20 protein-coding genes and 4 tRNA genes are annotated in these 23,373 nt (G+C 72.4%); 12 read left to right on the top strand and 12 right to left on the bottom strand.

Going from position 1 to position 23,373, the window contains the following annotated elements; genetic code table 11:
- Positions 1-21 precede the first annotated feature (21 nt).
- The 5 genes from AC1Q5D_RS12665 to AC1Q5D_RS12645 all read right to left on the bottom strand — a co-directional run bounded on the left by AC1Q5D_RS12665 (position 22) and on the right by AC1Q5D_RS12645 (position 3,343).
- The gene (locus tag AC1Q5D_RS12665) at positions 22-1,263 is read right to left on the bottom strand and encodes an IS110 family RNA-guided transposase (RefSeq protein ID WP_481737057.1); all 1,242 of its coding nucleotides are present in this window, start codon (positions 1,261-1,263) and stop codon (positions 22-24) included.
- Between the two features lie 368 nt (positions 1,264-1,631).
- Positions 1,632-2,204: a peptide deformylase gene (gene def, locus AC1Q5D_RS12660; protein ID WP_481738813.1), complete on the bottom strand. Its 573-nt coding sequence runs from the start codon at positions 2,202-2,204 to the stop codon at positions 1,632-1,634.
- Positions 2,205-2,267: 63 nt separating this feature from the next.
- Positions 2,268-2,340, bottom strand: a tRNA-His gene (locus AC1Q5D_RS12655).
- Between the two features lie 137 nt (positions 2,341-2,477).
- Positions 2,478-3,089: an oligoribonuclease gene (gene orn / locus AC1Q5D_RS12650; RefSeq protein ID WP_481738812.1), complete on the bottom strand. Its 612-nt coding sequence runs from the start codon at positions 3,087-3,089 to the stop codon at positions 2,478-2,480.
- Between the two features lie 38 nt (positions 3,090-3,127).
- The gene (locus AC1Q5D_RS12645) at positions 3,128-3,343 is read right to left on the bottom strand and encodes a hypothetical protein (RefSeq protein WP_481738811.1); all 216 of its coding nucleotides are present in this window, start codon (positions 3,341-3,343) and stop codon (positions 3,128-3,130) included.
- 347 nt (positions 3,344-3,690) lie between these two features.
- Here AC1Q5D_RS12645 and mptB (AC1Q5D_RS12640) point away from each other — a divergent pair, with 347 nt between their 5' ends.
- From mptB (AC1Q5D_RS12640) to AC1Q5D_RS12630, 3 genes are read left to right on the top strand one after another with little or no spacing between them, the layout of a single operon-like run.
- Complete coding sequence (mptB, locus tag AC1Q5D_RS12640) at positions 3,691-5,223, top strand: polyprenol phosphomannose-dependent alpha 1,6 mannosyltransferase MptB (protein ID WP_481738810.1); 1,533 nt, start codon at positions 3,691-3,693, stop codon at positions 5,221-5,223.
- The gene (gene mptB / locus AC1Q5D_RS12635) at positions 5,216-6,793 is read left to right on the top strand and encodes a polyprenol phosphomannose-dependent alpha 1,6 mannosyltransferase MptB (RefSeq protein WP_481738809.1); all 1,578 of its coding nucleotides are present in this window, start codon (positions 5,216-5,218) and stop codon (positions 6,791-6,793) included. Before mptB (AC1Q5D_RS12640) ends, mptB (AC1Q5D_RS12635) begins: the two co-directional genes overlap by 8 nt.
- Complete coding sequence (locus AC1Q5D_RS12630; protein WP_481738808.1) at positions 6,790-8,112, top strand: glycosyltransferase family 87 protein; 1,323 nt, start codon at positions 6,790-6,792, stop codon at positions 8,110-8,112. Before mptB (AC1Q5D_RS12635) ends, AC1Q5D_RS12630 begins: the two co-directional genes overlap by 4 nt.
- Before the next feature lie 90 nt (positions 8,113-8,202).
- Here AC1Q5D_RS12630 and AC1Q5D_RS12625 read toward each other — a convergent pair whose 3' ends face one another.
- Positions 8,203-9,711, bottom strand: a complete 1,509-nt coding sequence (locus AC1Q5D_RS12625; protein ID WP_481738807.1) for a DUF2079 domain-containing protein — start codon at positions 9,709-9,711, stop codon at positions 8,203-8,205.
- Between the two features lie 80 nt (positions 9,712-9,791).
- On the opposite strand from AC1Q5D_RS12625, the gene AC1Q5D_RS12620 reads away from it, so the two are divergent.
- A complete protein-coding gene (locus tag AC1Q5D_RS12620) occupies positions 9,792-10,946 on the top strand; it encodes a GTP pyrophosphokinase (RefSeq protein ID WP_481738806.1) in 1,155 nt (384 codons plus the stop codon).
- A gap of 32 nt (positions 10,947-10,978) precedes the next feature.
- Complete coding sequence (locus AC1Q5D_RS12615; RefSeq protein WP_481738805.1) at positions 10,979-11,818, top strand: aldo/keto reductase; 840 nt, start codon at positions 10,979-10,981, stop codon at positions 11,816-11,818.
- A gap of 21 nt (positions 11,819-11,839) precedes the next feature.
- On the opposite strand, the gene AC1Q5D_RS12610 is transcribed toward AC1Q5D_RS12615, so the two are convergent.
- Positions 11,840-11,916: transfer RNA gene (locus AC1Q5D_RS12610), tRNA-Arg, on the bottom strand.
- Positions 11,917-12,085: 169 nt separating this feature from the next.
- Here AC1Q5D_RS12610 and AC1Q5D_RS12605 point away from each other — a divergent pair.
- The gene (locus AC1Q5D_RS12605; RefSeq protein ID WP_481738804.1) at positions 12,086-12,625 is read left to right on the top strand and encodes a single-stranded DNA-binding protein; all 540 of its coding nucleotides are present in this window, start codon (positions 12,086-12,088) and stop codon (positions 12,623-12,625) included.
- 115 nt (positions 12,626-12,740) lie between these two features.
- The gene (gene ettA / locus AC1Q5D_RS12600; RefSeq protein ID WP_481738803.1) at positions 12,741-14,423 is read left to right on the top strand and encodes an energy-dependent translational throttle protein EttA; all 1,683 of its coding nucleotides are present in this window, start codon (positions 12,741-12,743) and stop codon (positions 14,421-14,423) included.
- Positions 14,424-14,485: 62 nt separating this feature from the next.
- Here ettA and AC1Q5D_RS12595 read toward each other — a convergent pair whose 3' ends face one another.
- Positions 14,486-15,424 carry an acyl-CoA thioesterase gene (locus tag AC1Q5D_RS12595; protein ID WP_481738802.1) on the bottom strand — a complete coding sequence of 313 codons (939 nt, stop codon included), beginning with the start codon at positions 15,422-15,424 and terminating at the stop codon, positions 14,486-14,488.
- 73 nt (positions 15,425-15,497) lie between these two features.
- On the opposite strand from AC1Q5D_RS12595, the gene AC1Q5D_RS12590 reads away from it, so the two are divergent.
- Positions 15,498-16,160 carry a DUF8185 domain-containing protein gene (locus tag AC1Q5D_RS12590; RefSeq protein ID WP_481738801.1) on the top strand — a complete coding sequence of 221 codons (663 nt, stop codon included), beginning with the start codon at positions 15,498-15,500 and terminating at the stop codon, positions 16,158-16,160.
- 60 nt (positions 16,161-16,220) lie between these two features.
- Here AC1Q5D_RS12590 and AC1Q5D_RS12585 read toward each other — a convergent pair whose 3' ends face one another.
- The 3 genes from AC1Q5D_RS12585 to pepN all read right to left on the bottom strand — a co-directional run bounded on the left by AC1Q5D_RS12585 (position 16,221) and on the right by pepN (position 19,869).
- Entirely contained in the window at positions 16,221-16,628 is a 408-nt protein-coding gene (locus AC1Q5D_RS12585) for a globin (protein ID WP_481738818.1), read from the bottom strand.
- Between the two features lie 195 nt (positions 16,629-16,823).
- Entirely contained in the window at positions 16,824-17,306 is a 483-nt protein-coding gene (locus tag AC1Q5D_RS12580; RefSeq protein ID WP_481738800.1) for an OsmC family protein, read from the bottom strand.
- A 7-nt stretch (positions 17,307-17,313) separates the two neighbouring features.
- Positions 17,314-19,869 (bottom strand): aminopeptidase N, encoded by a 2,556-nt coding sequence (gene pepN / locus AC1Q5D_RS12575; protein ID WP_481738799.1) that lies wholly within the window; start codon positions 19,867-19,869, stop codon positions 17,314-17,316.
- Positions 19,870-20,061: 192 nt separating this feature from the next.
- On the opposite strand from pepN, the gene AC1Q5D_RS12570 reads away from it, so the two are divergent.
- Both AC1Q5D_RS12570 and AC1Q5D_RS12565 read left to right on the top strand, forming a co-directional pair.
- Entirely contained in the window at positions 20,062-20,535 is a 474-nt protein-coding gene (locus AC1Q5D_RS12570) for a ribose-5-phosphate isomerase (protein ID WP_481738798.1), read from the top strand.
- Positions 20,536-20,539: 4 nt separating this feature from the next.
- Positions 20,540-21,427, top strand: a complete 888-nt coding sequence (locus tag AC1Q5D_RS12565; protein ID WP_481738797.1) for an Fpg/Nei family DNA glycosylase — start codon at positions 20,540-20,542, stop codon at positions 21,425-21,427.
- Between the two features lie 90 nt (positions 21,428-21,517).
- Here the strand turns inward: AC1Q5D_RS12565 and AC1Q5D_RS12560 are convergent.
- Positions 21,518-21,588: transfer RNA gene (locus tag AC1Q5D_RS12560), tRNA-Gly, on the bottom strand.
- 156 nt (positions 21,589-21,744) lie between these two features.
- On the opposite strand from AC1Q5D_RS12560, the gene AC1Q5D_RS12555 reads away from it, so the two are divergent.
- Together AC1Q5D_RS12555 and tig are read left to right on the top strand one after the other, a co-directional pair.
- Positions 21,745-21,819, top strand: a tRNA-Pro gene (locus tag AC1Q5D_RS12555).
- 81 nt (positions 21,820-21,900) lie between these two features.
- Complete coding sequence (gene tig / locus AC1Q5D_RS12550; protein ID WP_481738796.1) at positions 21,901-23,256, top strand: trigger factor; 1,356 nt, start codon at positions 21,901-21,903, stop codon at positions 23,254-23,256.
- Positions 23,257-23,373 lie beyond the last annotated feature (117 nt).

Genomic DNA, 23,373 nt, shown 5'->3' with positions numbered 1-23,373 from the left:
CCTAGTACGAAAGTAGGTGGGTCATGCTGCGACGGTGGGGCTGAGGGTGACGTTGTAGCCGAGGGCCTTCAGGTGCCTGATCGCGTTGTTCTTGGCCCTGGCGGGATCCATCCTGGTGAGGGAGTCCGATCCGGGGTCTTGGTAGCACTCGCCTTGGGCGAGCATGTGCCAGGCGGCCTCGAGGATGGCGTGCTCGGTCGCGACGAGGGCCTTGGTCCGGCCGCGGCGGGCGGCGATCCGCTTGTAGCGGGCGCCGAGGTAGGTGTTTTTGGGGTGTCGGGCGATCGAGAGCGCGGCGGTGCCGAGGGCGCCCTTGAGGTAGCGGTTCCCGGGCCGGGTCTTGCTGGACTTGACCCGTCCGGCGGATTCGTTGTGGCCTGGGACGAGCCCGGCCCAGGAGCAGAGCCGGCCCGGGGTCTGGAAGCGGCTCATGTCGGCCCCGGTTTCCGCGACGACGGTGTCGGCGACGGTGGTGGAGACCCCGGGGATGGTGGCGAGGAAGTCCCTCGCGGCGCGAAAGGGGGACATCGCCTCCTCGATGCGGGCGGTGAGCTGGTCGATCCATTCCGTCATCGAATCGATCCGCTCCAGGTGCATCCGGCAGATGAACGCGTGGTGGTCCGTGAAGCGGCCGGTGAGGGCCTCGACGAGTTCGGGGAGCCGCCGGCGAAGGGTGCCCCGGGCCAGGTCCGCCAGGACCTGCGGGTCGCGTTCGCCGGCGACGAGCGCCTCGAGCATCGCGCGGGCCGAGACCCCGGTCAGCTCCGAGGCGGTCGAGGAGAGCTTGATTCCGGTGGACTCGAGGAACTTCTCCAGCCTGTGGATCTCCCGGGTGCGGTCCTGGGTCGCCAGCGTCCGTGCCCGGGTCAGGTCCCGCAGCTGCCGGACCGGCTCGGGCGGGACGAAGCAGGCGCGCAGCAGCCCGTGCGCGCCGAGCTGGGCCAGCCATGCGGCGTCGGAGACATCCGTTTTGCGGCCCGGGATGTTCCGGGCGGCCTTGGCGTTGACCAGCATCACCGGCAGCACGTCCTCGAAGAGGTAGTAGAAGGGCTTCCAGTAGTCGCTGGTCGCCTCCATCACCACCGTCGTGACCCGCTCGGCCAGCAGCATCTCGCGCAGGGCCAGGATCTCGTTCGTGGTCGCTCCCCAGGTGGTGACTGTGGTGGTGAAGGTCCCGGGCCGTTTGCCCGGGGCGCGGATGGCGACCTTCGCGTCGCGCTTGGAGATGTCGATCCCCGCGGACCTCTCGTGGATCAAATCCATGATGGCGAACCTCCCCTGACAGCAGTGGTCTTCGGTTGTGCGCCTGCCGTGGAGAGGGCTGTTGGGATTCAGGAATCTAGTACTCGTGCTCGAGGCAACAATCCACGGTGCCCGTGGGGGCCCTCCGCGCCACGCTAGCCCACGGGCCAAACCGATGCACCAAGGACGGACCGGCGTCACCGCGGCAGACACCACCATCATCGGTCCCAAACCGGCCCCGGCGATACGCCACGGGCGAGCCGAACCGGAACTTTCGACCGCCACGGCGCGCAGCGGCGCTGGCTCGCTAGCCCGGCAGACACGCGACAAGGGTTGCCTCCCGCGGGAGGCAACCCTTTTCGCGTGCCCCGGCCGGCGGGGGAGCAGGCTCAGTGGCCGAACGGGTCCGGGTCAGTGCCCGGCAGCCAGGTGCGCCCGGGCTCGGTCCAGCCCAGGGACTTGCGGGCCTTCCCCCAGCGCCGCGACCACTTCTGGGCCAGCTTGTCGACGTAGAGCAGCCCATCGAGGTGGTCGTATTCGTGCTGCATGACGCGCGCGAACCACCCGGTCGCCTCGAACTCCAGCGGCCGGCCGTCGGCGTCGACGCCCTCGACGCGCGCGAACTCCGCGCGCTTGAGGGGGAAGGACAGGCCGGGGGCCGAGAGGCAGCCCTCGGCCTCGTCGTCCGGATCGGGAAGGGCACCCGAGACCTTCGAGAGCGTGAGGCGCGGATTGACGACGACGCCGCGCGGCGCCACCCCGTCGTCGTTCGCGAACTCGTAGGTGAACAGGCGCAGCCCCACCCCGATCTGGGGGGCGGCCAGGCCGACGCCGTTCGCGGCGTCCATCGTCTCGTACATGTCCGCGACCAGCGCGCGGAGTTCGTCGTCGAAGTGCTCGACCTCTGCGGCGCGGCGGTGCAGGACGGGCTCCCCATAGACCACGATCGGACGGATGGCCACGGCTACTCCTTCGAGCCTCAATGCGAAAGCCGCCCCGGATGGCTCCGGGGCGGCTTCTTTCGGGGTGAGTAACGGGGCTTGAACCCGCGACCTTCTGGACCACAACCAGACGCTCTGCCAACTGAGCTATACCCACCATGGCGCTTCGCGCCGCGTGTCCGGCACGAGGCCCTTCCGGGCCGCCCTGCCGGGCAACGGATAACAGTCTACACGCTTCCGGGCGTGCCCTGTGCCATCCAGGCCCCTCGCGGGCCCGGTGTGGCGGAGAACACGCTAGGCGCGGTCGGCCAGGATCTTCCTCGCGATCTGCTGGGCCGACTTCGAGTCCGGGCCGGGCGGGGGGACCATCACGGCCTGGCGGTAGTAGCGCAGCTCCTCGATCGAGTCGCGGATGTCGCCGAGCGCGCGGTGGCCGCCGGTCTTGGCGGGTGCCTGGTAGTACGCCTTGGGGTACCAGCGGCGTGAGAGTTCCTTAATGGTCGAGACGTCGATCACGCGGTAGTGCAGGTGGCCGATGACCCCGGGCATGTCCCGGACCAGGAAGTTCCGGTCGGTGCCGACGGAGTTGCCCGCCAGGGGCGCCTTGCCGGGCTCCGGGACCCACTCGCGGATGTAGGCGAGGACCTGCTCCGTCGCCGTATCCAGGTCGACACCGTCGGCGAGGGACTGGAGCAGGCCGCTTTCGGTGTGCATCTGGCGCACGAAGTCGCCCATCTGCTCGACGGCGGCCGGGTCCGGCTTGATGACGACGTCGACCCCGTCGCCGAGGACGTTCAGCTCCGGATCCGTCACGAGCACCGCCACCTCGATGAGCGCGTCGGCGTCGAGGCTCAGGCCGGTCATTTCGCAGTCGATCCACACGATGTTTTCAGCAGCTGTAGGCACCCGCTCAATGTACCGGATGGCCCCGCGGTAGCGCCGGGCTAGCCGCCGGACCCGCGGGACGGCCCCAGCGCCCAGAGGACGCCGAAGGCGGCGGCCGAGGCGGCCGCCAGGACGGCGGCGTCGGCGGGATCCATGCCGGCTGCCGGCGCCGCGACCGCGACGAGGACCGCGGCGAACGCGCCCCAGCCCAGCAGCGCCGGCTGGCGCACGCGCCGCCGCGGCCGACGTGTCTGTGGATCGGTGTGCCTGCCCATGGAATCCCCCTGTGGCGTGGTTGCCGGCCCGGCGGGCCGGAGACCAGCCTAGGGCCACCACCGGCGCGGCCGGGTCCGGCGCGCGGGCACAACGCCGGGCGGACCGGGGGACCGGGCGGAAGCCGCGCAGCGCCGAGGCCGCCCCGGGGGCGGCCGCTCGGCGGTGCCGCGGACGGGCCGCGGCGCGGGGCCGGCCCCGCCGCCGGTGCTACCATCGAGGGTACTTCCGCCGGTCCGCGAGGGCCGGCTGCGCGCCCCGCACCACGCCTGCCGCCCGAGAGGTCCTGGCCGGTGGGTCACGCGCCCCTGCCGATGGATACAGCTGACGGAAGAGGTCCGTGGAACCCATGAGTGTGGCACCCGCCGGCCGCGACGCCCCGGCCCGGCCCACCGGGTCCCGGGCGGTGCTGGCCCAGGGGCTCGCCGGCTCGCTGCTCGTGGTCCTCGGCTCGTTGGGCGTGGGGTGGCTCGCGTCGGTGTCGCCGCTGAACCGGCACGCGCTGCTGATCGCCCTCCGCACCGAATACTGGGGCGTGGTCGCCTCGACCGTCGTGCTCACGCTGGGCTGCTGGGTGATGTTCCGCGCGTGGCTGCGGCTGGGGCAGGTGCTCGCCGGATGGGGGGCCGGGTCCCTGTCCACGGTCCGTTTGGCCTCGTGGCTGTGGGGCCTTCCGCTGCTGCTGAGCCTGCCGATCTTCTCCCGCGACGTATTCGCGTACATCGGGCAGGGCCGGCTCGTTGCGACGGGACAGGACCCCTACGAGGACGGCATCTCGGCGCTGTCGAACTGGTTCCAGCTCGGGGCCGACCCCACCTGGGCCGAGTCGGAAACTCCGTACGGCCCGCTGTTCCTGAGCATCGAGCACCTGGTGAACCAGCTCGTGGGGACGTCGCCGGACCTGTCCGTCTTCCTCTACCGCGTCGTCGCGCTGGCCGGCATGGCGGTCTGCATCGCCTACATCCCGAAGCTGGCGGCCCTCCACGACGTCTCGGGGGCCAAGGCCCTGTGGCTCTCCGTGCCCAACCCGCTGTTCCTCATCAGCTTCATCGCCAGCGCGCACAACGACTCCCTGATGGTGGGCCTGGCGGTGGCCGGCACCTACTTCGCGGCCACCGGCCGCGGGATCCGGGGCGTCCTGCTGGTCACGGCGTCCGTCGGGGTCAAGCCGATCACGCTGCTCCTGCTGCCGTTCATCGGCCTGCTCTGGGCCGGCCCCGGGGCATCCTGGGGGAAGCGCATCCTCTACTGGGGGTACTCCGGCGGCCTCTGCCTGGCCGTCATGGTCCTGGTGGGCTGGCTGAACGGGTACGGCTTCGGCTGGCTCGAGGTCATGCTGTCCACGGGGACCGGCAGCGTCTTCTTCGCGCCGCTGGGCCTGCTGCAGGGCTTCTTCGAGTCGGCGCTCGGCGCCTGGTCGATGCCTTCGGAGTGGGTGCAGCCGACGCTGAAGACCGTCGGCCGGATCTCTTCGGTGGCCATCGCCGTGCTCCTGGTCTTCAAGGGCAAGCACTCGCACCTGGTCCAGCGTCTGGCGCTCGCGTTCGCCGCCCTGGTGGTGCTCTCGCCGATCATCCAGCCCTGGTACGTCCTGTGGCTGCTGCCGTTCTTCGCCGTCACCGGCATCCGCGACGACTGGCAGATCGTCTGGGTCTACTTCACGGTGGCGTTCTTCGTCGCGTTCGGCGCGGCGGACCAGCTGTTCATCTGGCAGTTCCTCGGGTCGCTCGATCCGTGGGTGAAGCACCTCTCGACCGGGATCTCCTGGGCGGCGATGGCCTACCTGGCGCTGCTCGATCCGCGGACCCGGCACATCTTCACCGCCTTCGTCCGCTCCCTGCCCCTGCCGCGGGGGCGGGTGCGCCGGAGCCGCAGTGCCTGAGCGCCGCGGGGTCGCGCTCCGGGGGAGGACGACGGCGGCGCTCGCGGCGTGGCGCTCCGCCGCGGCCGGGTCGCCCCTGCTGCGGCGCCTCTCCGGGGAGGACGAGGCCGACCCGCGGCCGGCCATCGCGCAGGGCCTGCTCGCGGCCGTCATGATCATGGTCGGCTCCTGGGGCGTTGGCTGGCTCGCCAGCAACCAGCTCTCGGTCTTCGCCCGGACCACCGTCCTGGTCCCGCTCCGGGTCGAGCCGGCCGGCGTCATCGCCTGCACCATCCTGCTGGCCCTGGGATCCATGGTGCTCTGCCGCGCCTGGGTGCGGCTGGCCCAGCGGTCGGGATCCCGCGGCGCCTGGGACACGGCGCCGATCCGGCGCGCGGTCCTGGTCTGGTCCGCCCCGCTGCTGCTCTCCTTCCCGGTCTTCAGCCGGGACGTGTACTCGTACTTCGGGCAGGGGCGCCTCATGGCCGTGGGGATGAGCCCCTACGACCACTGGATCTCCCAGCTGCCCGGGTGGTTCGCCGAGGGGTCGGACAGCCTCTGGGCGGAGTCCCCGTCGCCCTACGGCCCGCTGTTCCTGCTGCTGGCGGGCACCGTCTACCGCGTCACCGGAGGGGTGCCGGAGGCCGGCGTGGCCCTGTTCCGGCTGTTCGCGGTCCTCGGGGTCGTCCTCTGCGCGACCGCGCTGCCCCGCCTGGCCCGCGCGCTGGGCGGAGACCCGGCCTGGGCCCTGTGGGTCTCCGTCGCCAACCCGCTTTTCCTGCTCAGCATGGTCGCCGGGGTCCACAACGACGCCGTCATGGTGGGCGGGATCCTCTGGGGCTTCGTCTTCGCCCTGCGCGGGCGCCGCGTCGCGGCGGCCCTCGTCGTCGCCCTGGCCATCGGCGTCAAGCCGATCGCGTTGATGGTGCTGCCGTTCCTGGGCCTGGCGATGGTCAGCCGCGGCGCCCGGTGGCCCGAGCGGATCCGCGCGTGGATGCTCACCGCCGCCACGGCCGCCGCCGCCCTCGCCGCCGCCGGCTGGGCCACGGGACTCTGGTTCGGGTGGCTGCCGGCCATGGCGGCCGCCGGGTCCGCGGCGTTCCCGTACGCTCCGGTCGGGCTCTTGGGGCTGTTCGTCGGCTGGATCGCGAGTCTCGCCGGGGGGGACCTCGACACGGCCGCCGACGTCGTCTACACGCTCTTCAAGGCCGCAGCCGTCGCCTTCGCGGCCTGGCTGGCCCTCTTCCGGCCCGCCGGCCCGCCCGTGCGGCACGCCGGGCACGCCCTGGCCGCCGCCGTCGTCCTCGCCCCGATCATCCAACCGTGGTACCTGCTGTGGCTGGCGCCGCTCTACGCGGCCACGCACGGCAGGCGCGACGGCGCCGTCCTCGCCTGGGTCCTGCTCTCGATGGTCCTGGTCCTCGTCGGTGTCGTCGACCAGCTCAGCGTCGCCCAGTGGATCAGCCTCGCCCTTGTCCGCATCCTGGCCGCCGCGATCGGGCTCGCGTTCCTCGCCTACCTCGTCTTCCTCGACCCCAAGGCCTCCACGGTCTTCGCCCGACCCAGCAGAAACGGGGCACCCACCCAGTGAACGGACCGATCCAGACCCTCGCACGGGCCCGCGGCGCCACCCGCCCCGTCATCGCTTGGCTCCTCGCCGCGACCGGCGCCGCCATGGTGCTCGCCGTGCTCTCGAAGCAGTGGTGCCGCACGCACGGCTGGGCCGACGCCACGCAGGTGCACCTGCACCTGTGCTATTCGGACTACACCCAGCTCTTCGGCACGCGCGGGCTGGCCGAGCGGCTCTTCCCGTTCTACACCGGACTCCCGCCCGAGCAGGCCATGGAATACCCGGCGCTCCTGGCCGTCGTGGCGGGGGTGGCGGCCCAGCTCGTCCCCGGCATCGGCGCCACGCCCGAGCGCACGCTCGCATACTTCGACCTCAACGCGGCCGGCTCCTTCCTGTGCTGGGCGGGGACCGTCGTCGCCGTCGCGTTCGCCGCGCGGGGCCGCGCCCGCGACGCCCTGATGGTGGCGATCGCCCCCGGGATCATCCTCACGAGCACGCTGAACTGGGACCTGTGGGCCGTGCTGCCCGCGACGCTGGCGCTGCTCGCGTTCGGCAGGGGCCGCCCCCTCCTGGCCGGGATCCTGATCGGGCTCGGGGCTGCGGCCAAGCTCTATCCGCTGTTCCTGCTCGGCCCGCTGCTGGTCGTGTGCTGGCGCGCCGGCCGCCTGGCGGAATTCTGGAAGGCCACCGCCGCGGCCGCCGCCGCGTGGCTCGCGGTGAACCTGCCGTTCATGCTCACGGCCTTCGACGAGTGGAGCCGCTTCTACACGTTCTCCTCGGAGCGGGACGTCAGCTTCTCGTCGATGTGGCTGGCGTTCACCTGGACCGGGCTGGACGGCAAGGACTTCTCCCTCATCTCCAACGGCCTGTTCGCGCTGTGCTGCGCCGGCGTGGCGTACCTGGGCCTGACCGCCCCGCGGCGGCCGCGCATCGCGCAGCTCGCCTTCCTGGTCGTGGCCGCGTTCCTGCTGCTGAACAAGGTCTACTCGCCGCAGTTCGTCATGTGGCTCGTCCCGCTCTACGCCCTGGCCCGGCCCGACTGGCGCCGCTTCGCCGTCTGGCAGGCCATCGAGGTCCTCCACTGGGCGGCCGTGTGGCTGATGAGCGCCCGGATCGTCAGCGGTGGGGAGGTCAGCGGGAGCGTGCCGTGGATCGAGGTCCTGTACGGGGCGGGGATCGCGGCGCACATGGCCGCCGTCGTGTGGATTTGCGTCGGGATCGTCCGCGACATCCTCGACCCGTCGCGGGACACCGTGCGCCGCGACGCCGGGGACGACCCGCTCGGCGGCCCCGTCGAGGGCGCGCCCGACCGCTTCACGCTGGCCGCGCTGCGCCGCTGACGCACCGGGGCGGTGCCGGCAGTGGCGCCGCGCGCGCCGGGCCCCGCGCGCACCGGCCGCCCCCGCAACGGCGGGGGCGGCCCGGCGGGATCAGTCGTAGGGCAGGTAGTCCGAACAGACGTCGGCGACCGGCCGGTCGCGGTGCAGGACCCAGATGCCGTGGTCGTCCTCGACGACGGGTTCGAAGCCGAGCCGCTCCGCCCGGTCGAGGGCCTCCCGCGGAGTCAGCGGGTCCCAGCCGCCCAGTTCCTCGACGTTGGTGTCGACGACCATCCACGTGGACAGCTCGTCCCCGATGTCGCCGTGCAGGCCCACGTAGGTGCGGTCGACCAGGTGCGGCACGACCGTGTCCGCGGCTTCGACGCACACGCCGTCGGGAATCAGGTCGACGGCGCGCTGCTTGGCCTGCGCCACGGGCGGCATGTCCCAGTTCCGGCCGGTCAGCGTCTGCCCGAGGGGGAAGACGGCGTGGATCGTCAGCGTGCAGACGAGCCCCAGGACGGCCAGATACGCGGGCGCCCCGACCGCGAGGCGGCGGCGGCCGGTGCGGCGGATGAGCTTCGCGAGCACGTGGACCGCCGCCATGACGAACACGGGGGCGAGGATCGAGTCGTACTGGTAGACGGGCGCCCAGGTGTTGAGCCGGTCGTTGAAGAGCCGGCTGAGCAGGATCGGCGCGCCGATGATGGCATAGGGCGAGGCCAGCGGCAGCAGCGCCAGCGGCACGAACGTCATCAGCCACAGCAGGACCTTCAGCTCGTGGTTGAAGAGCAGGGCCACCGTCTGCAGGGGGTGCGCGAGGATGAACAGGATCGCGGCCGCCGCCGTCGGGCCCAGCGCGGTGTACTGCCAGTACGACATGGCGTCCGGGGGCGCCAGCGCGGGGATGACGACGGACGTGGCCACCAGGTACCCGGCCACCCCGGCGACCGCGAGCAGCGCGGCCTTGCCCCACTGGCGGTGGAACGCCATCGCGATCCCGATGGCGACCAGCGTGATCCCCATGTCCTCGCGGACCAGCAGCAGGATCGCGGACAGGCCGGTCGCCAGCCAGTAGCGGCCGCGGTCCATCGCCCAGATCACCCACGCGATGACCGGGACGCCGAAGGCGATCTCGTGGAAGTCCCAGTTCACGATCGCCTGGAACGGCCACCACAGCAGCAGGGCGATGGCGGTCAGCAGGCCGCCGGCGTGGCCGAGGTGGCGGCGGGCGAAGAGGTAGACGGGAACCGCCGTCGACACGAGCAGGGCGATCATAGCCACGTTGAGCATCCGCGGGTCGGGCCAGATCCAATACAGCGGCGCGGCCAGCGCGATGATCGGGTGGAAGTGGTCGCCCAGCAGGTTGAAGTCGACGCCCTTGACAGGCACGACCGGAGCCCGGAACAGGGCGTACTGGCGCACGGCCTGGTCGAAGATCCCGAGGTCGTAGCCCTTGGCCTCGAAGTTGCGGAAGCGCAACAGCGAATGCGCGAGGTACAGGGCCGCGGCCAGGCCCATCGCGGCCCCCAGCTGGAGCCACTGGCGGCGGGTCGGGGGAGCGGCTTCCCCGAGGGGGGTCGGTGGCCGGCGGACGGGGGCTGGGGTCGCGTCGGGCATGGGTTCCAGTCTACTGGGAGGGGTCCACGGCGCCTTGGTAGGGTGTCCCGGAATACATTCCCGACCGAAGGAGGCGGCCCGTGGGCGGTGCCTGGGACCGGCTTCCGGCTGCCCTGCGGGAGGGGGTCGCGGCGAGCGTCGCCGAGTACGAGCGGGTGCGTCCGGCCCTGGAGGCGGTCACCGAGGACGCGCGCCGCTCCATCGGCGACATCTTCGCCGAGGGCGAGGTGCACCCCCTGTTCGTCACGGCCCGGACGAAGTCGGTGGCGTCGTTCCGCGAGAAGGCGTCCCGCGTCCTGGAGGGCGTCGACGGCGAGCCCGCGCTGGAGTTCCCGCAGCCGCTGCGCGACCTGCACGACCTCGTCGGCGTCCGCGTGATCGTGGGCCTGCCGCACGAGGTCCGCGAGGCGGCGAACCTGATCAAGCGGCGCCGCCAGCAGTTCGACTGCCGGGCGGACCGGGAGAAGGACATCGGCTCGGTCGAATCAGGGACCTACGGCTATTCGAGCCGGCACCTGATCCTGCGCACGCGCCAGAGCGACGTCGTCCGCGAGTACCAGCGGCTGCTGGGCGGGGGCGTCCGGCCCAACGGCAACTACATGTTCGAGGTCCAGATCCGCACGATCCTTGCCCACGCATGGAGCGAGATCGAGCACGACGTGCGCTTCAAGAACGTCGACGACCGGGCCTGGAGCCCCTACCTCGACCGCCAGTTCACGGCCAGCGCGGCGATGCTCGAGGCCGTGGAGTCGACGTTCTCCGACATCCACGAGCGCTACCAGGCGGTGCGCGGGTTCTGGGACACGGAGGGCCCGGGCGCCGCGCCGCTGACCCCCGACCGCATCCGCGAGGTCTGGCAGACCCTGCTGCCGCACGTGGACCGCAAGGCGGACGACGACTGGGGTTGGGCGGCCGAGCTGCTGGCGGCCCACGGCCTCGAGCGGACCATCGATCTGGCCGGGCTGCTCGACGCCGACGCCATCACGCACGTGCGCCAGGCGCTCGACCACCGGTACTCGCCCGGACCGGACCGCTTGCTCGACGATGTGCTCCTGTGGCGCTTCGGCCAACGGCACATCGACCTCACCGCCGACGACGACCGCAGCCGCGCCGAGAGCCTGCGGCGCCGCCTGCGCCAGATCCACGCCTACCGGCAACGCGTCGCCGGGACCAGTGGCGCGGCGGCGCCGGACGACCCGTCGGCGGACGGGGAACCGGCGGGCGCGGGGGACTAGGCGGGCGTGGCCGCCGTGCATAGCATGGCGGCATGTCGAACCTCCACACCATGCCCGACGTCAGCCTGCCCAACGGGGCCACCATGCCCGCCCTCGGCCTCGGGACGTGGCCGATGGACGACGCCGAGGCCGGCGCCGCCGTCGCCCATGCGCTCGAGGCCGGCTACCGGCTCATCGACACCGCGGAGAACTACCGGAACGAGGAGGGCGTCGGGCAGGCGCTGGCGCAGACCGGCCTGCCGCGGGCGGACGTGTTCGTCACCACCAAGTTCAACCGCGAATGGCACTCCGTGGAGGGCGGCCGGACGGCCTGGGAACACAGCGCGACACGGCTCGGGCTGGACTACCTCGACCTGTTCCTCATCCACTGGCCCAACCCGGACCAGGGCCGGTACGTCGAGGCCTGGGCCGGGCTCGTGGAGCTGCTGCGGGAGGGCAAGGTCCGCGCCATCGGCACGTCCAACTTCACGGCCGCGCAGCTGGGCGAGATCATCGACGCCACCGGGGTGGTCCTCGACGTGAACCAGGTCCAGCACGGCCCCTACTGGCTGAGGCCGGAACTGGAGGAATTCCACCGCCGCCACGGGATCGTGACGGAATCCTGGAGCCCGATCGGGCGGGGGGCCGACCTGCTCGCCGAAGACGCCGTCGTGGGGGCCGCCGCGGCCCATGGGGTGACGCCGGCGCAGGCGGTGCTGCGCTGGCACGTCCAGCGCGGGGCCGTACCGATCCCGAAGACCACCGATCCGGGGCGGATGGCGCAGAACCTCGACGTCTTCGGCTTCGAACTGACGGGCGAGGAGATGGGTGCCTTCGAGGCCCTCGACGGGCGGGGGCCGGAGCCGGCGGATCCGCTGCGCTTCGGGCACTAGGAGCGGCCGGGTCCGCGCCCATGGCGCCCCCGGCGCGACTCGAACGCGCGACCGATGGATTAGAAGTCCATTGCTCTATCCAGCTGAGCTACGGGGGCATGGCCGCCCCCGGGGGCAGCGTCGTCCATTGTACGCAACTTCCCCTCCACACCCGTCCCGCGGCGGGCCCCGATCCACACCCCGGCGTCGCGGCACCCGACGCGGAGCCGGGGGCGCCAGACTGACGGTGGGCCGGGTCCCCGGCCACGCGGAGGACTGGAGGAAAGCATGACGGACAACATCACTGTCTGCGGCTACGTCGCCACGGAGATGAGGAGGAACGACCGGCAGACGGTCACGAAATTCCGGCTGGCGTCGTCGCAGGGACACCGCGACCGGGTCACCGGGGCCTGGGTGGAGGCCCCCACCAACTGGTACACCGTGGCCACGTTCAAGGACCTGGCCCAGCACATCGCGACCAGCCTCCACAAGGGGGACCCCGTGATCGTGCAGGGTCGGCTCACGCTGGAGACGTTCAAACGCGAGGACGGGTCGAACGGGATGGAGGCGACCATCCTGGCCCAGAGCGTGGGCCACGACCTGCGCCGGGGGATCGCGACGTTCGCGAAGCAGGTCCGCCCCGTCGCGGCCGCCCCCTCCGGCCCCGGGGCCGGGGCGGACGATTCGCCGGAAGGCGTGGACCCGGAGACCGGGGAGGTCGGGGACACCTACGTGGCCGGGGCCGCCAGCTCCGGGTCGCCGGCGGAGGCCGGGGATGACGACGGCGGCGGCCTCGACGGGGGGCTCGGCGCGGGCCGGGCGGCGTGAGCGAGCGCGCGGGGCGTCCAGCCGGGCGCCCCGCGCCCGCCACCGGCGCCGCCGGGGCCGGGTCCCGCTGGCCCCGAATATGAGCTGGCCGGGCGCAGCGGATAGCCTTGGGGGCATGGCGGAATTCATCTACACCATGACCAAGGCCCGCAAGGCCGTTGGCGACAAGGTCATCCTCGACGACGTGAGCATGTCGTTCTACCCCGGCGCCAAGATCGGCGTCGTGGGCCCGAACGGCGCCGGCAAGTCGACCATCCTGAAGATCATGGCGGGGCTTGACACCCCGTCCAACGGCGAGGCGAAGCTCAGTGCCGGCTACACCGTCGGCATCCTCCTGCAGGAGCCGCCCCTGAACGAGGAGAAGACGGTCCTGGGCAACGTCCAGGAGGGCGTGGGCGAGATCTACGGCAAGATCACCCGCTACAACCAGATCTCCGAGGAGATGACCCAGCCCGACGCGGACTTCGACGCCCTGCTCGAGGAGATGGGCAAGCTCCAGGAGGCCATCGACGCCGCGGACGCGTGGGACATCGACTCGCAGCTCGAGCAGGCGATGGACGCGCTGCGCTGCCCCCCGGGCGACGCCGACGTGAGCGTCCTCTCCGGCGGTGAGCGGCGCCGCGTGGCGCTGTGCAAGCTCCTGCTGCAGAAGCCGGACCTGCTGCTGCTGGACGAGCCCACCAACCACCTGGACGCCGAGTCCGTCCTCTGGCTCGAGCAGCACCTGAAGTCCTACCCCGGCGCCGTCCTGGCCGTCACCCACGACCGGTACTTCCTGGACCACGTTGCGGAGTGGATCGCCGAGGTCGACCGCGGCAAGCTCCACCCCTACGAGGGCAACTACTCCACGTACCTCGAGAAGAAGCGCGAGCGGCTCGAGGTCCAGGGCAAGAAGGACGCGAAGCTGGCCAAGCGCCTCAGCGAGGAGCTGGAGTGGGTCCGCTCCAACGCGAAGGGACGCCAGACCAAGTCCAAGGCCCGCCTGGCCCGGTACGAGGAGATGGCCGCCGAGGCCGAGCGCACGCGCAAGCTGGACTTCGAGGAGATCCAGATCCCGCCGGGGCCGCGCCTGGGCAACGTGGTCATCGAGGCCAACGACCTGCGCAAGGGCTTCGGGGACCGGGTCCTGATCGACGGGCTGAGCTTCTCGCTGCCGCGCAACGGCATCGTCGGCGTCATCGGGCCCAACGGCGTCGGCAAGTCGACCCTGTTCAAGACGATCGTCGGGCTCGAGGACCTGGACGGCGGCGACCTGAAGGTCGGCGAGACCGTCAAGATCTCCTACGTCGACCAGAACCGCTCGGGGATCGACCCGAACAAGAGCCTCTGGGAGGTCGTCTCCGACGGGCTGGACTACATCCAGGTCGGCAACGTCGAAATGCCCTCCCGCGCCTACGTCTCCGCGTTCGGCTTCAAGGGACCGGACCAGCAGAAGCGCGCCGGCGTCCTCTCCGGCGGTGAGCGCAACCGGCTGAACCTGGCGCTGACGCTCAAGCAGGGCGGGAACCTGCTCCTCCTCGACGAGCCCACCAACGACCTCGATGTCGAGACCCTGGGCTCGCTCGAGAACGCGCTGCTCGAGTACCCGGGCTGCGCCGTCGTCGTCTCCCACGACCGCTGGTTCCTGGACCGCGTCGCCACCCACATCCTCGCGTGGGAAGGGACCGACGAGGAGCCGGCGAACTGGTACTGGTTCGAGGGCAACTTCGAGTCCTACGAGGAGAACAAGGTGGAGCGGCTCGGACCGGACGCGGCCAAGCCGCACCGCGTCACGCACCGCCGCCTGACCCGCGACTAGCACGCGCCGCAGACGCGGAGGCCCCCGACGCAACGTCGGGGGCCTCCGCGTTTCCGGGTCGCTTAGGCCGGGTCCGGCTCCGGCAGGCGCAGCATCCCCTCCTGCGCGGCCGTCGCGACGAGCGCCCCGCTCCGGTCGTAGAAACGCCCGTGGGCCAGGCCGCGGGCGCCCGAGGCGCTGGGGGAGTCCTGCACGAAGAGCAGCCACTCGTCCGCGCGCACCGGCCGGTGCCACCACATCGCGTGGTCCAGGCTCGCCACGCTCAGCCCGGGGGACGTCCAGGACACGCCGTGGCGGCGCAAGACGGACTCGAGGAGCGTGTAGTCGCTGCCGTACACGAGCGCCGCGCGGTGGACCGCCTGGTCGTCGGGCAGCGGCCCCGTGGTCTTCATCCAGACCGTGTTGCGGGGCGAACGCTCGGCGTCCCGGGGCCCGGGCAGGAACACCGGCGGGTCCACGTACCGGATGTCGAAGGGCCGGTTGTTCGCGATGTCGTGCGCCAGCGGGTGGTCCAGCCCGGCGAGCAGGTCGGCCATGGTGGGCAGCGTCTCCGGGTCCGGGATGCCCTCGGGCATGGGCTCGTGGTGGTCCAGTCCCGACGCGGGCTCCTGGAACGAGGCGATCATCGACAGGATCGGCACGCCGTCCTGGTAGGCGTGGACGCGGCGCGCGGAGAACGAGCGGCCGTCGCGCAGCCGCTGGACCCCGAACGTGATCGGATCGGTGGAGTCGCCGGGACGCAGGAAGTACCCGTGCATGGAGTGGATCGGCCGGTCCCCGGGCACCGTGCGGGTCGCGGCGACGACGGATTGGCCCAGGACCTGTCCGCCGAAGACGCGTTGCCTCGGCTGCGCGGGGGAATGGCCGACGTAGATGTCCTCGTCCGTGCGGGCCCCGGGTTCGCCGTCGAGATCCAGCAGGTCGAGCAGCATGGCGGTCGTGTCGCGGTGTGGCACCCGTACTCCTCGGTAGCTTCGTGGTCTGCCCCGAACATTAGCCATGCGTGGGGCGAGGCCACAAGCGGGCCACGGCGCCGTGCACGGGAGGCGGGCCCGCAGGTGGCAGGATGGAGCCATGCCCGATGGGACCCTGCACCTGCTCGACACCGAAACCTGCGCGGACTTGCGCACCTTCCTGTCCCGGGCCCGCGCGGCCCTCGACGGCGCGGTCCGCATCGAGGCCGTGGGCACGGCCCTGGCCGTCACCGTCCCGGTCCTGGAGCCGGGGCCGGACGCCGGCCCGCTGGTCCTGGGCATGCGCGTGGCGCCGCTGGCCGTCCCGGCCCGCTGCGTGGGCGTGTACCCGCTGGGGGCGCTGACCGACCGCCTGGCCCGTGACGGGGCGCCGGTGCTGCCCCTGCCTCCGGCCGAGGTCGTGGCCCCGTGGGCGGGGGTCGCCGCCCCCCGGGGCGGCTGGGAGCGCGTCGCGGAGTACGACGACGGCGCCCTGCGGCGGGCGGCCCGGGACGGGGCGTCCGCCGTGTCCACGTCGCTGCCCCCGCACGCCGGGGCACCGGTGCTCGGCACCGTCCGGTCGCGGATCTGGGCCAGCCCCGTGGAGCGGGCCGTCGGCGGTGTGGCCGAGCCCCCGCTGCCGGCGGGGGCGGCGTTCGCGGCCGACGTGCTCGGGTTCCTGTCCGACGGGGGCACCAGCACGCAGTTCGCCGCGGGCCCGTGGCTGCGCCTTTCCTCCCGCGGCGGCCACGTGCTGGCCAGGTCCACGACCCTGCTCGCGTAGCGCGGGCGGGACGCCGGAAACGTTGCGCCGCGGGCGGACGCGGACCCGGGCCGGTCCTCGCTAGGCCCGGTTCTGGAGCGAGTGGGCCGCCCGGTCGAGGTAGTCCCACAGGGTGTCGCGCTGCAGCGGAGGCAGCTCCAGCGAGTCGACGGCGGTGCGCATGTGGGCGAGCCACCGGTCCCGGAAGTGCGGCGTCACGGGGTACGGGGCGTGGCGCATCCGAAGCCGCGGGTGACCGCGGTGGTTGCTGTAGGTCGAGGGCCCGCCCCAGTACTGCTCCAGGAACAGCTGCAGGCGCACGGCCGCCGGGCCCAGGTCGTCCTCCGGGTAGATGGCCCGGAACTCGGCGTCTTCGGCGACCTCGGCATAGAAGCGCTCCGCCAGGCGCCGGAACGTCTCCTTGCCGCCCACCTGGGCGTAGAACGTGCCCGCGTACGCTTCCTGGTTGTCGGCCTCTTCGGCCGCCAGGGCCTCCCAGTAGCCGGCGGGACGCTCGGCGTCGGGCACGTTGTCGGCGGGCCGCTGGGGCTGGGGCGCGCGCAGCGGCACGAGGCGCTCGGGCGCGCTGCCCGGGGGCTGGATCTCCATGGTGGTCCTTCCGCTGGCCGGATCGTCCCGGCCCGCCCCACTAGCGTATCGGGCGGGCCGGACCGGCGCTGTGGCTCACTCCACGGCGGCGGCCGGGTCGCGGGGCTCCCAGGCCACGGGGAAGGCCAGGGAGCGGGCGATGAAGCAGAGCCGGTGCGCCTCGGCGTGCAGGCCGTCCGCCTCCGCCCGGCGTTCGGGCTCGGCCAGCTCCACGGCGGGGCGCAGGACGGCCGAGACGAACTCGCCGGATCCGTCCGCGTTCACGCGCAGGGTGCCCTCCGGATCGTCGCGGTATCCGGTGACGACCAGTCCGCGCCGCACGGCGACGTGCAGAAACGACATCATGTGGCACTCGGCGAGTGCCCCGAGCAGCAGCAGTTCCGGGTTCCAGCGCTCGGCGTCGCCGTGGAACGCGCGGTCCGCGCTCGCGGCGATGTCCGGCAGGCCGGGCGCGGACAGGAGGTGGTCGCGACCGTAGGCGCGGAACCCGGAGGTGCCTTCGCCGCGGTTGCCGGTCCACCGCAGGGCCACCGCGTACCGGTGCGTCCCGATCCCCACCGCCGGCCTACCGGTCCGCCGCGCGGGCCCGCAGGGCCCGGGCGACGGCGTCGCGCTCCTCGAGGACGAGCCGGCGCAGCGCGGGCAGCTCGTCGCCGAGGGAGGACAGGAACCGGTCGCTGGCCTCCAGGGTCTCCTGGTCGACCTGCAGGGAGGGGAAGAGCCCGGAGGCGATCTGCTGGGCCAGCTCGTGGCTGCGCGAGGTCCAGGCGTCGCGGACGGCGCCGAAGTAGCGGTCGGCGAACGGCGCGAGCAGGCTCGGCTCGTGGACGCGGTTGAAGCCGGCGATGGCCTGGCGCTGGTGCGTGTTGGACAGGCTGCCCTCCTCGACGACGGCGCGCCAGACGGCCTCCTTGGCGGCCGCCGTGGGGACCGCGGCCCTGGCCTGCTCCGCGGCGAGGCGGCCGTTGGCCGTGTCGTCCCGGGCGAGCTCCTTGTCGATCTCCGCGTGGCCGGCCCGGCCCCCGGCCACGAGGCCGGTCAGCAGCTCCCAGCGCAGGTCGGTGTCGACCACCAGGCCCTCCGGGGTCGCGGTGCCGTCGAGGACACCCGCCAGCTCGTCCAGCTGGCCGGGGGTGCGGGCGCGCAGGGCGAACGCCTTCGTGAACTGCAGCTGGTGGTCCGACCCCGGCGCCGCCGCGCGGGCCAGGGTGCCCAGGGACCCGGCCGCGGCCTCGGCCATGGCCTGCCGGTCGTCCGGTGCCGCGTAGAAGTCGAGCGCTGCGCCCAGCTGGCGCAGCAGCACCAGGACGACGGAGGGGTCGGACTCGTGCGCGATATTGGCCAGGACCAGCTCCACGTAGTCGCGGGCCGGGGTCTCTCCGTCGCGGACGGCGTCCCAGGCGGAGGCCCAGACGAGGGTGCGGGGCAGGGACTCGGAGATGTCCTTCAGGTGCCGCTGCGCCGTGTGGAGGGACACGCCGTCGAGGCGGACCTTCGCGTAGGCCAGGTCGTCGTCGTTGACCAGCACCAGCGCCGGCCGGGGCCTCCCGACCAGGCCCGGCACCGCCGTCGCGGCGCCATCGATGTCCAGCTCCTCCCGGTGCACGCGCACGAGCCGCCCGTCCGCGTCGAAGTCGTAGAGGCCGACCGCCGCGCGGTGGGGGCGCAGCGTGGGGTAGTCCTCCGGTGCGGACTGGAGGACCTCGAACGCGGTGATCGTGCCGTCGGCGTCGGTGTCGAGGCGGGGCTCGAGCTTGTTGACGCCGGCGGTCTCCAGCCAGACGCGGGACCACGCGGAGAGGTCCCGGCCGCTGGCGGCCTCCAGCTCGGCCATCAGGTCCGGCAGCTCCGTGTTCCCCCAGGCGTGCTTGCGGAAGTAGGCCCGCACGCCCTCCATGAAGTGCTCCTGGCCGACCCAGGCGACGAGCTGGCGCAGCACCGACGCGCCCTTGGCGTACGTGATGCCGTCGAAGTTCACCAGCACGTCGTCCAGGTGGCGGATGGGGGCGACGATGGGGTGGGTCGTGGGCAGCTGGTCCTGGCGGTAGGCCCAGGACTTCTCCATCGACGAGAACGTGGTCCACGCCCCGGTGAACTCGGTGTTCTCGGCGGAGGCCAGGGTAGCCATGAATTCGGCGAACGATTCGTTGAGCCACAGGTCGTTCCACCAGCGCATCGTCACGAGGTCCCCGAACCACATGTGGGCGAGCTCGTGCAGGATGGTGGTGGCGCGCCGCTCGACCATCGCCTCGGTGGGGCGGGAGCGGAAGACGTAGGACTCCAGGAACGTCACGGCGCCGGCATTCTCCATCGCCCCCGCGTTGAACTCCGGCACGAACAGCTGGTCGTACTTCTCGAACGGGTAGGGCATGCCGAATTGGGCCTCGAAGAACTCGAAGCCCTGGCGCGTCAGCGTGAAGACGTTCTCCGCGTCGAGGTGCTCGATGATCGAGGCGCGCGCGAAGACGCCCAGCGGAACCGTCCGGCCGTCCGAGCTCGTCAGCTCGCTGCGCACCACGCGGTAGGGGCCCGCGATGAGGGCCGTGACGTAGGAGGACAGGCGCGGGGTCGGCGGGAACTCCCAGCGGGAGCGCGCCCCGCCGTCCGCGGCCGCCCCGGCCGGCTCGGGCTCCGGCGTCGGCGAGTTGGAGACGACCTCCCAGTGGGCGGGCGCGGTCACGGTGAAACGGAAGGCGGCCTTGAGGTCGGGCTGCTCGAAGACCGCGAACATCCGCCGGGAGTCGGGGACCTCGAACTGCGTGTAGAGGTAGGTTTCGCCGTCGACCGGATCCGTGAAGCGGTGCAGGCCCTCGCCGGTGTTCGTATAGAGGGCGTCGGCCTCGATGCGCAGCTCGTTCTCCGCCTCGAGACCGGGCAGCTGGATCCGGACGCCGTCGGCGGCCGTGGCGGGGTCCAGTTCGCGGCCGTTGAGGACAACCCGGTGGACCGTGTCCGTGATGGCGTCGATGAACGTCGAGGCGCCCGGGACGGCGCTGAAGCGCACCGTCGTGGTGGAGCCGAAGACGCGGTCCCCGCGGGTGAGGTCGAGTTCGACGGCGTAGGAGTCGACGGAGGAGACCACGGAGGCCCGCTCCCGGGCCTCGTCTCGGGTCAGGTTCATTCCGGGCACGGGGGGCCTTTCTCTCGGGCGGCGCTTCACGGGCTTTATGAAATGAGCCCTGAACAACTGGTGCCATTCTCGCACGGTGACCCCCGTCATGCACCCCGCCGCGCGGCGGCGGCCCGGCGGAGGGCGCCGGCCGCTCCAGTAGGCTGGTGGGCGTCGTTGACCCAACCGCCCCGTGAGGAACCCATGCGCATCCACATCGCCACCGACCACGCCGGCCTCGACCTCAGCCGCCACCTCGTGGCCCACCTGGCGGCGGCCGGGCACGAGGTCGTCGACCACGGGCCGGAGTCCTACGATCCCGAGGACGACTACCCCGCGTTCTGCATCAACGCGGCGGCCGCCGTCGTCGCCGACCAGCGGGCCGGGCGCCAGGCGCTCGGCATCGTCCTGGGCGGCTCCGGCAACGGCGAACAGATTGCCGCCAACAAGGTCGAGGGCGTCCGGGCCGCCCTGGCCTGGAACCTGGACACCGCCCGTCTGGCGCGCGGCCACAACGACGCCAACGTCGTGGCCATCGGCGGCCGCCAGCACTCCCTGGCGGAGGCCACCGAACTGGTCGACGCGTTCATCGCCGAGCCGTTCAGCGACGCCGAGCGCCACGTGCGCCGCATCGGCAAGATCGCCACCTACGAGACCACCGGCGAGATCGTTCCGTAGCCCGATGCCCGAGGGCCACTCCATCCACCGCCTCGCGCGCCAGTTCAACGACGTGTTCGCGGGGCGGCCGCTGGCGGTGACCAGTCCCCAGGGGCGGTTCGCCGCCGGGGCGGCGCTGCTGGACGGGCGGACCCTGGCCGGGGCCCGCGCGCACGGCAAGCAGCTGTTCCTGGAGTTCGGGCCGGACCTCGTGCTGCGCGTGCATCTAGGCCTGTATGGGGCCTGGAGCTTCGGCGGCGACGAGACGATCCGGGGTGCCTCCAGCATTGGCGCCCCCCGGCGGATCGGGGAGCGCGAGGAGGCGGACGACGGGGGAGCCCGCGGCTATTCGGGCCCGCCCGAGCCCGTGGGCCAGGTGCGGGCCCGGCTCGTCTCCGCCCACGGGTGGGCCGACCTGCGGGGAGCCTCCGCCTGCGAGGTGCTCTCCGGAGCCGAGGCCGCGGCAGTGCGCGCGCGGCTCGGGCCCGATCCGCTCGCCCCCGGTGCCGACGGTGCGGACCGCTTCGCGGCAGCACTGGCCCGGCGCCGCACCCCCGTCGGCCTCCTGCTGATGGACCAGGCGGTGGTCGCCGGGGTCGGCAACATCTACCGGGCTGAGTGCCTGTTCCGTTGCGGGACCGACCCGTGGACGCCGGGGCGGGAGCTTGCGCCCGGCCGGGTCCGCGCGTTGTGGGCGGACCTCGAGTCCGCGCTGGCGGACGGGGTGCGTGACGGCCGGATCATCACGACGGCGGCCGCTGACCGCACGCCGGGGCTACCGGCCTGGCCGGACAACGCGCACTACGTCTATGCCCGCGCGGGGCAGCCGTGCCGCAGGTGCGGCGCCCCGGTGGCCCTGGCCGAGGCGGCCGGGCGGAAGCTGTTCTGGTGTCCGGCCTGCCAGGCGCGGTAGCCGGCGCGGCCGAGGGGACGCCCCGGACCGCACGGCGGCGGCCCCACGCGAACGGCCCCGGACCATGGGGTCCGGGGCCGTGGGCAGGAGAGGGGATGACGGGAATCGAACCCGCGTCATCAGTTTGGAAGACTGAGGCTTTACCATTAAGCTACATCCCCGCGCTGCGCTGGGGCGCTGCCGCATGGGCCTGCGCCCGACGGGCAGCACCCAGCCTAGCACCACCGCGGGGCGCCGCGGAAAACGCGCCCCGGCGCGGCGGCTCCGATAATTCGTCGTCGGCCGCGCGTTCTGCGTAGACTGGCACGTGCACTATTCGGGGTGTAGCTCAGCTTGGCTAGAGCGCGCGCTTTGGGAGCGCGAGGCCGCAGGTTCAAATCCTGTCACCCCGACTCTGTACGCCTCCGCCACCGGCGTGGTGGTGCAGGTGCGTCCAGACTGACCCATCCAGTGAACCCAGGAGTACCCCCGTCGTGAAGAGCGCCGTCGAAAACCTCACCCCGACCCGCGTCAAGCTGAACGTGGAGGTTCCGCTCGAGGAGCTGCAGCCTGGCATCGACGCCGCCTACAAGTCGATCGCCCAGCAGATCCAGGTGCCGGGCTTCCGCAAGGGCAAGGTCCCGAACCGCCTGATCGACCAGCGGGTCGGCCGCGGCTACGTGCTGGAGACCGCCATCAACGAGGGCCTGAACGACTTCTACCAGGAGGCCGTGCGCGAGGCCGAGGTCGTCCCGCTGTCCCGCCCCGAGGTCGACATCACCGAGGTGCCCGACGCCGCGGGCACCGACGGCCAGCTCAAGTTCGAGGTCGAGGTCGACATCCGCCCGCAGATCGAGCTGCCCGACTACGCCGGCCTCGAGGTCGAGGTCGATGCGGTGGAGGCCGGCGAGGACGACGTCCAGAAGGCCCTCGACGAGCTGCGCTCCCGCTTCGGCACCCTGAAGGCCGTGGAGCGCCCCGCCGCCGACGGCGACTTCATCACCCTGGACCTGACCGCGACGGTGGACGGCGAGGAGGTCGACTCCGCGACCGGCCTGTCCTACCAGGTCGGCTCCGGCACCATGCTCGAGGGCCTCGACGAGGCCGTGTCCGGCCTGTCGGCCGACGAGGACGCCACGTTCGAGACCAAGCTGGCCGGTGGCGAGCACGCCGGCGCCGAGGCCCAGGTCAAGGTGGTCGTCAAGGCCGTCAAGGAGCGCGAGCTGCCGGAGGCCAACGACGACTTCGCGCAGCTGGCCAGCGAGTTCGACACGATCGCCGAGCTGCGCGAGGACCTGGCCAAGCAGGCCGCCGACGAGAAGGTGACCGAGCAGGGCGTCCAGGCGCGCGACAAGGTCATGGAGCGCCTCGTTGAGCTCATCGAGGTCCCCGTGCCGGAGTCGGTCCTGACGGAGCAGGTCGAGCAGCACTTCAGCCAGAGCGCCGAGGAGGGCCACGACACCGACGAGCACCGCGCCGAGGTCAAGGAGAACACGGAGCGGGCGTTCCGCAACGAGGTCATCCTGGACAAGATCGCCGAGAAGGAGGAGATCGGCGTCGAGCAGTCGGAGCTGATCGACTACATCGTGCAGACGGCCGGCCAGTACGGCATGGACCCGAACCAGTTCGCCCAGATGCTCGACGGCGCCGGCCAGGTCCCGATGATCCTCGGCGAGGTGCGCCGCCGCAAGGCCCTCGCGAAGGTCCTCGAGCTGGCCACCGTGAAGGACACCAACGGCCAGGCCGTGGACCTGAGCTCCTTCGTGCGCCCGGCCGGCGAGCAGGAGTCGGCCTCGTCCGCCTCCAGCGCGTCCTCGGCCTCCAGCGCCTCCGCCGCCTCCGCGGAGTAGCAGCGCACCGACCGCACCCAGCGGGGCCGCCCTCGGCGGCCCCGCTGGGCGTTTAATCGGGCCCCTCGCGTGGCCGGGGGCCGTCCCGGTTCCGCCGCCCGGGGCAGCAGCGGGCGC

Source organism: Arthrobacter paludis (genome assembly GCF_056782315.1).
The sequence above is the reverse complement of the archived record's forward strand: the minus strand, read 5'-3'. Positions and strand labels throughout refer to the sequence as shown.

Coding starts and splice junctions, on each gene's coding strand:
- AC1Q5D_RS12665 (WP_481737057.1), bottom strand. CDS start 1,263: ATGGATTTGATCCACGAGAGGTCCGCGGGGATCGACATCTCCAAGCGC.
- AC1Q5D_RS12645 (WP_481738811.1), bottom strand. CDS start 3,343: ATGGGCAGGCACACCGATCCACAGACACGTCGGCCGCGGCGGCGCGTG.
- mptB (WP_481738810.1), top strand. CDS start 3,691: ATGAGTGTGGCACCCGCCGGCCGCGACGCCCCGGCCCGGCCCACCGGG.
- AC1Q5D_RS12625 (WP_481738807.1), bottom strand. CDS start 9,711: ATGCCCGACGCGACCCCAGCCCCCGTCCGCCGGCCACCGACCCCCCTC.
- AC1Q5D_RS12615 (WP_481738805.1), top strand. CDS start 10,979: ATGTCGAACCTCCACACCATGCCCGACGTCAGCCTGCCCAACGGGGCC.
- AC1Q5D_RS12605 (WP_481738804.1), top strand. CDS start 12,086: ATGACGGACAACATCACTGTCTGCGGCTACGTCGCCACGGAGATGAGG.
- ettA (WP_481738803.1), top strand. CDS start 12,741: ATGGCGGAATTCATCTACACCATGACCAAGGCCCGCAAGGCCGTTGGC.
- AC1Q5D_RS12595 (WP_481738802.1), bottom strand. CDS start 15,424: ATGGCTAATGTTCGGGGCAGACCACGAAGCTACCGAGGAGTACGGGTG.
- AC1Q5D_RS12590 (WP_481738801.1), top strand. CDS start 15,498: ATGCCCGATGGGACCCTGCACCTGCTCGACACCGAAACCTGCGCGGAC.
- pepN (WP_481738799.1), bottom strand. CDS start 19,869: ATGAACCTGACCCGAGACGAGGCCCGGGAGCGGGCCTCCGTGGTCTCC.
- AC1Q5D_RS12570 (WP_481738798.1), top strand. CDS start 20,062: ATGCGCATCCACATCGCCACCGACCACGCCGGCCTCGACCTCAGCCGC.
- AC1Q5D_RS12565 (WP_481738797.1), top strand. CDS start 20,540: ATGCCCGAGGGCCACTCCATCCACCGCCTCGCGCGCCAGTTCAACGAC.